This window comes from Novosphingobium sp. 11B, assembly GCF_054589055.1.
In genome coordinates, this window is record NZ_BAAILP010000330.1 from 1 (window position 1) to 5,826 (window position 5,826).

Annotated in this window: 5 protein-coding genes; 1 reads left to right on the forward strand and 4 read right to left on the reverse strand. The window is 67.9% G+C overall.

Annotated elements, in window-relative coordinates; translation table 11 throughout:
- Positions 1 to 128 precede the first annotated feature (128 nt).
- The 4 genes from ACYPYD_RS27210 to ACYPYD_RS27225 all read right to left on the reverse strand — a co-directional run bounded on the left by ACYPYD_RS27210 (position 129) and on the right by ACYPYD_RS27225 (position 4,115).
- Positions 129 to 1,355 carry an NAD(P)/FAD-dependent oxidoreductase gene (locus ACYPYD_RS27210; RefSeq protein ID WP_459666911.1) on the reverse strand — a complete coding sequence of 409 codons (1,227 nt, stop codon included), beginning with the start codon at positions 1,353 to 1,355 and terminating at the stop codon, positions 129 to 131.
- A gap of 93 nt (positions 1,356 to 1,448) precedes the next feature.
- Positions 1,449 to 2,441 (reverse strand): LLM class flavin-dependent oxidoreductase, encoded by a 993-nt coding sequence (locus ACYPYD_RS27215; protein WP_036525801.1) that lies wholly within the window; start codon positions 2,439 to 2,441, stop codon positions 1,449 to 1,451.
- 10 nt (positions 2,442 to 2,451) lie between these two features.
- Complete coding sequence (locus ACYPYD_RS27220) at positions 2,452 to 3,333, reverse strand: hypothetical protein (RefSeq protein ID WP_459666913.1); 882 nt, start codon at positions 3,331 to 3,333, stop codon at positions 2,452 to 2,454.
- 5 nt (positions 3,334 to 3,338) lie between these two features.
- Complete coding sequence (locus ACYPYD_RS27225) at positions 3,339 to 4,115, reverse strand: alpha/beta hydrolase (protein ID WP_211150664.1); 777 nt, start codon at positions 4,113 to 4,115, stop codon at positions 3,339 to 3,341.
- Positions 4,116 to 4,362: 247 nt separating this feature from the next.
- Between ACYPYD_RS27225 and ACYPYD_RS27230 the strand changes: the two genes are divergently transcribed.
- Positions 4,363 to 5,700 carry a glycosyltransferase family 39 protein gene (locus ACYPYD_RS27230; RefSeq protein ID WP_459666915.1) on the forward strand — a complete coding sequence of 446 codons (1,338 nt, stop codon included), beginning with the start codon at positions 4,363 to 4,365 and terminating at the stop codon, positions 5,698 to 5,700.
- The last annotated feature ends 126 nt before the right edge of the window (positions 5,701 to 5,826 follow it).

A 5,826-nucleotide genomic window follows, 5' to 3' on the forward strand; every position in this document is an offset into this window, starting at 1 on the left:
GACGTCGTCCCGGACTTGATCCGGAACCGGTGGCGGTCTTTAGGCGCGACCTCGGGTAAAGGCGCCCTGCCGACAGCAAGGCGGTTCACGGCCAGCGGTCCCGGATCGGGTCCGGGACGACGCCATTGTCAGACCAGTTCCTTGAGCGGCACGCCCGCGTCGGCGAGGCGCTCGACGTCCGGCGTGGCGCCCGCTTCCACCAGCTTGCGGCCCTGCACGTAGTCCTTGACCATGTTCACGCAGTCCAGCGCCACGACCTTGCCCTGCTTGAGATAGACTACCGAGAAGCTGCGCCCCTCGACGTCGCCGCGCGTCACCGTCTGGTCGAAGCCCATGTTGATCCCGGCCGTCTGCAGCTTGAGATCATACTGGTTCGACCAGAACCAAGGGAACGCCTTGTAAGGCTTCTCCTCGCCGCAGATCGCCTTGGCCACGCACGTCGCCATATCGTTGGCGTTCTGCACCGATTCCACGCGCATCACCGTACCGCCCGCGTAGTCGCAGGCGAAGGCCGCGCAGTCGCCAATCGCGTAGACGTCCGGCAACGAGGTGCGGCAGAACTCGTCGACGTCCACGCCGTTCGCGCCCGAGGCGCCCGCCAGGATCAGCGGCCCGACAGCAGGGACGATGCCGATGCCGACGATCACCGCCTCGGCGGGGATCACCTCGCCATCGACCAGCTTCACGCCGGTAACGCGGTGTCCGTCACCTTCGAGACATTCGACCGCAACGCCGGTGCGCAGGTCCACCCCGTGATCGCGGTGCTCCTTCTGGTAGAACTCGGACAGTTCCTCGCCCGCGACGCGCGCCAGCACGCGCGGCAGGGCTTCGAGCAGCACCACGTTCAGCCCCATCTTCGACAGCACCGCCGCTGCTTCCAGCCCGATGTAGCCGCCGCCGATGACGACGATGTTCTTCGTGCCCGCATCGACTTCGGCCATCAGCGTGTCGCAGTCCTCGCGGGTGCGTACCGCGTGGACGCCCGCAAGCTCGGCGCCGCCGCACGACAGGCGCCGCGGATCGCCGCCGGTCGCCCAGACCAGCTTGCCGTAGCCGAAGGTCGTGCCGTTCGAGAGCGTCAGTTCCTTCGCCTCGGCGTCCACCTTGGTCACTTCGGTGGAGAGCTTGAAGGTCACCTCCTTCTCGGCCCAGAACGTCGGCGGGCGGATGTAGAGACGATCGAAGGTCTTCTCCCGCGCGAAGTATTCCTTCGAAAGCGGCGGCCGCTCGTAAGGATGCTCCGGCTCGCGGCCGATGACGGTGATGGTTCCAGTGAACCCGTTCTGGCGCAGGGCAAGCGCGCACTGCGCTCCCCCATGTCCCGCTCCCACGATGACGACGTCTGATTTTTCCATGGCGCGTTGAGTTCCGCAATTTAACCGCGCGGTCAATGCCCCAGACGAAATCTAGTTACCTTGATAGGGGGCATCGCATTGCTGGACAAACGTTCAGCCTACAGGCTGCTTCATCGCGTCCATCGTCAGTTCCAGCGAGCGGATTTGCGCCTCGGGATCATACGTGGCGATGCTGACGATCAGTTCGTCCGCCTGCGTGCGGGCGACGAAGTCCTCGATCCCCTGCCGCACCGTCGCCGGGCTGCCGACCGCGCTGACCGAGCGGACCTGCTCCAGCATCGCCCGCGCCGCGCCGGGAAGACCGGCGCGGTAATCGCGTACCGGCGGCTTCAGGCGGCCCGGATTGCCCGAGCGCAGCGCCACGAAGCTCTGGTCGGTGGAGGAGGACAGGTAGACCGCCTCCTCGTCCGTATCGGCGGCGACCACGTTGATCGCGGCCATGAAGTGCGGCTTCGCCAGGGTTTCGGAGGGCTCGAACCGCTCGCGGTATACCCGCGCGGCATCATCCAGTGCGGCGGGAGCGAAGTGCGAGGCGAAGGCGTAAGGCAGGCCCAGCATCGCCGCCAGCTGCGCGCCGAACAGGCTGGAGCCGAGAATCCACATCTCGACATCCGCCCCCGCGGCCTGAGGCGAAGGAACGCCGCCCGCCGCCTGCCCCTGGAACCGGGCACGCAGTTCCACCACGTCGTTGGGGAAGCGCTCGGACGCGGCGTGGATGTCCTTGCGCAGCGCATGGGCCAGCCGCCCGTCGGCGCCCGGCGCGCGGCCGAGACCGAGATCGACGCGGCCGGGGAACAGCGCCGCCAGCGTGCCGAACTGCTCGGAGATCACGTAAGGCGTGTGGTTGGGCAGCATGATGCCGCCCGCGCCAATCCGGATCGTGCTGGTCGCATTGCCGAGATGCGCGAGCACCACCGAGGTCGCGCCGCCCGCGATGCCGTCCATGCCGTGATGCTCGGCCACCCAGTAGCGCCGGTATCCCGCGCGCTCGGCCGCCTGCGCGGTCCTTACGGAGATATCGAGCGCCTCCGCGACAGTGCCGTCTTCGCGGACGGTGACGAGATCGAGGACGGACATCGGGATCATGGGAGAAACCTTATTTTGCCGGGTCAGGAGAGCCGAGCTGGGATAGGTACTGCTTCGCCGTCACCGCAGCGTCACTGGAAGGCGCGGCCGCAACGACCGATTCCCAGCTGCGCCGCGCGGCGGCATCGTTGTGCGAAAGCATGGCGATGACGCCCGCCTCCAGCCCGATCTCGGGGTCTTGCGGAGCGAGGCTCGCGGCCTTCTCGATCTGGGTCTGCGCCTGTGCCAGCTTGTCCTGACGGCGCGAAAGCGTGGCCGAAAGCAGCCACGCCTGCGCATTGTCCGGCTGCGCGGCGCGCGCTTCGGCAAGGGCGTTGGCGGCCTCGTCGGGCTGCTTCACGGCGACCAGCCCGCGCGCACGGTCGAGCGCTATCGAGGCGGTGAGGTCCGCATCGCCGACGATCTTGGCGTCCGTCGCTGCAGGGGCGAGCAGCGAGAGCGCCTGCCCCGCCTGCCCGGCGGCGAGCGCGGCATTGCCCGCCATCGCCCCCAGACGCGCGCGGCTTGCATGGTCGGCAGGATCCGCGGCATCGCGGGCATTGGTGAAGGCGGTGCGCGCCTCGTCCCAGCGGTCGAGGTCGCTGAGCGCCACGCCGAGGCACAGGCCCGCACGCACCCGCTCGCGCCCGATGGCGTCGGCCAGCGCGCTGCGGGCGAGTTCGGCGGATTTCTCCGGGTTCGCCTCGACCGCGCTCATGCAACCGGCGCTGCTACGGGCGGCAGGCATCGCGACGTTCTGCGCATCGCGGGCGCGGCGGTCGCGGTCTTCCTTGTCCTTCTTCTCGATGATCTCCAGCGGCAGCTGCGAGGCATAGGGCCGTGCCGAACTCGGCAGGCTGGAAGCAGGGCCGACCTGGGCCATCAGCGGAAGGAGGAGAAGCAGCGAGGACATGGGGATCAGGACTCCGGGGTGCCCTCTGCGCGCGGCCCTGCCAACGGAAGCACCAGTTCCGCGACGGTGCGCAGGAGCAGGCGAATGTCGGCATCACGCGAGAGGCGATGATCGCCGTCCTTGATGAGCGTGACCTGCACGTCGGCTGAACGCAGTTTCTCCGCCAGCCTCATGGAGATTTCGAAAGGCACGTCCGGGTCGCGCTGGCCGTGGAGCAGGCGCACCGGGGCGTCGATGGCGATCTCGCCCTCCAGCATAAGGTTGGCCTGTCCGTCTGCCCAGAAACCGGGGTGCGTGGGGGTCGGCTCGGGGCCGTAGGGATTGTCCTCGAAGAGGATTTCCCCGTCCGCGAGCAGCGCCTTGTCCATCTGGGGGATGCCCCATTCGGTGAAGTCCGGCGCCGGTGCGATGCCGACGAGGCCCGCCAGCCGGTCCCCCAGCGCGAGGCCCGCCATCAGCATCAGCCAGCCGCCCATCGAGGAACCGACCAGCACGATCTTCTCGTCCGTCTCCAGCGCGGCGACGAGCGCGAGCACTTCCTGCTTCCAGCGCGTGAGCGTGCCGTCGGCAAAGTCGCCCGGCGATTCGCCGCAGCCGGAATAGTCGAACAGCAGGCAGGGGAGCCCGCTGGCGCGCGCCATCTCGAACAGGGCGGCGGCCTTGGAACCGGCCATGTCGGACATGTAGCCGGGGAGGAAGACGATGACCGGGCCAGTGCCGGGAGTGAAACGGTAGGCGATCGAACGCCCGTCGGAGAGATCGAGATAGCTGGTCGAAGTCATGGTGCCCTTAGTGGGAAGTGGTTGGCTGCAGGGCAAGGCGACGGTGTGAATTAAGAGAAGGCCCACCCCCAACCCCTCCCGCAAGCGGGAGGGGAGCAGGACGTTTCACCCTCCCGCAAGCGGGAGGGCCGGGAGGCTTGGCCCGCAGGGCCTAGCCGGACGGGGTGGGCCAGATTGGTATCGAAACCTCTGGACGCCCTCACCGTAATGCGATCTTAAGTCCCGACCGCTAACCGTTCGGGCCGATATGAGCGCCAAGGTCATCCACTTCCCTACCCGCCCGTCCCGGCTTGCGCTGCGGCTCGAATGGTTCGCCACCGATCGCTCGGTACTGCTCGGTATCTGGGCGCTGTATTTCGCCCTGCGGGTGGCGGTGCTGCTGATCGACGTGGCGCCAACGTCCGATGCGGAGTGGTATTTCACGCGCGCCGTCAGTCTCGCGGCGGGCCAAGGCTATCTCGACAACGAAGGGGCGCCCACCGCGTTCTGGCCCGCAGGCTGGCCGATCGCGCTGGGGCTGGTGTTCGCCAAGTTCGGCGCCGGCCAGGTTTCGCTCGGCCTGTTCAACCTCGTGAGCGCAATGCTGATCGGCGCCATGGCGCTGGCGCTGGGGCGCCGCCTGTTCGGCTCGGAGGGCGCAGCGCGCGCCGGGCTGTTGCTGCTGGCGGTCTACCCCAACGCGATCGGCTACGTCCCGCTGGCGCTGACCGAGGTGTTCTACACCGCGCTGCTGATGGCGGGATGCTGGGTGATCGTGACGCGCACCAGCCGCTGGCACCTCGTCAGCGCCGGGTTCCTGTTCGGCGTTGCCACCATGGTCAAGGCGCAGACGCTGGTGGTGGTGCCGCTGCTGTTCGCGATCGAGTGGCTAAGGATGGGGCAGGTGTGGAAGCGCTTCCCGCGCCTTTTCGGTGAGGGATTGCTGGTGCTCGCGCTCGCCGCGCTGACGGTGCTGCCCTGGACGATCCGCAACGAGATCCAGCTGGGCCACTGGGTCGCGGTCTCGACCAACGGCGGCTATACGCTCCTCACCGGCAACCACGACACCGCGACCGGCGACTACACCCCCGACGCGCCGGTGGTGAAGGAGCTGATGGCCCGCCCCGGCCTCGACGAAGTGGCGCGCGACGCCGAGGCGCGGCGACTGGGAATGGCGTGGATCACCGCGCATCCCGACCGCTTCGCCAAGCTGCTGCCGAAGAAGTTCCTGCGCCTCTGGCTGCCCGATGGCGAGGCCGAGTGGGCCTATCAGGGCGGCGCGCCGGGCTATGCGCGGTTCGAGATGGTCTATCGCGCGGTGCGGGTGCTCAATCAGGGGTACTACGTGCTGCTGATGGCGGCTTTTGGCGCCGCGTTCTTCGTGATGATCGCAAGACGTCGGCGCGACGGGCAGCGGTGGATCGGCTGGTGGCTGCTGCCTTACGGGATCGCGCTCTATCCGACGCTGATCTGCCTCGTGTTCTCGGGCCAGTCGCGGTTTCACTATCCGGTGATGCCGTGGGTCTGCATGACGGCCGGGTGGCTGGCGATGACGGCACTGGGCAAGCTGAGCGAACGCGGAACGCACGTGCATACCCTGCACTGAAGGGCTCGATCCCTGGACCGGCGGTTGTGAACCGCCAACTTGGCAGCGTGAGGCGCGGGGGCTTCGACAAGCTCAGCCTGAGCGGATTTTAGAAATACCCCTATTCCCGCTCAGGCTGAGCTTGTC

Excerpts from the sequence above, each read along its gene's own strand:
- ACYPYD_RS27210 (WP_459666911.1), bottom strand. The coding sequence starts at position 1,355 with ATGGAAAAATCAGACGTCGTCATCGTGGGAGCGGGACATGGGGGAGCG.
- ACYPYD_RS27225 (WP_211150664.1), bottom strand. The coding sequence starts at position 4,115 with ATGACTTCGACCAGCTATCTCGATCTCTCCGACGGGCGTTCGATCGCC.
- ACYPYD_RS27220 (WP_459666913.1), bottom strand. The coding sequence starts at position 3,333 with ATGTCCTCGCTGCTTCTCCTCCTTCCGCTGATGGCCCAGGTCGGCCCT.
- ACYPYD_RS27230 (WP_459666915.1), top strand. The coding sequence starts at position 4,363 with ATGAGCGCCAAGGTCATCCACTTCCCTACCCGCCCGTCCCGGCTTGCG.
- ACYPYD_RS27215 (WP_036525801.1), bottom strand. The coding sequence starts at position 2,441 with ATGATCCCGATGTCCGTCCTCGATCTCGTCACCGTCCGCGAAGACGGC.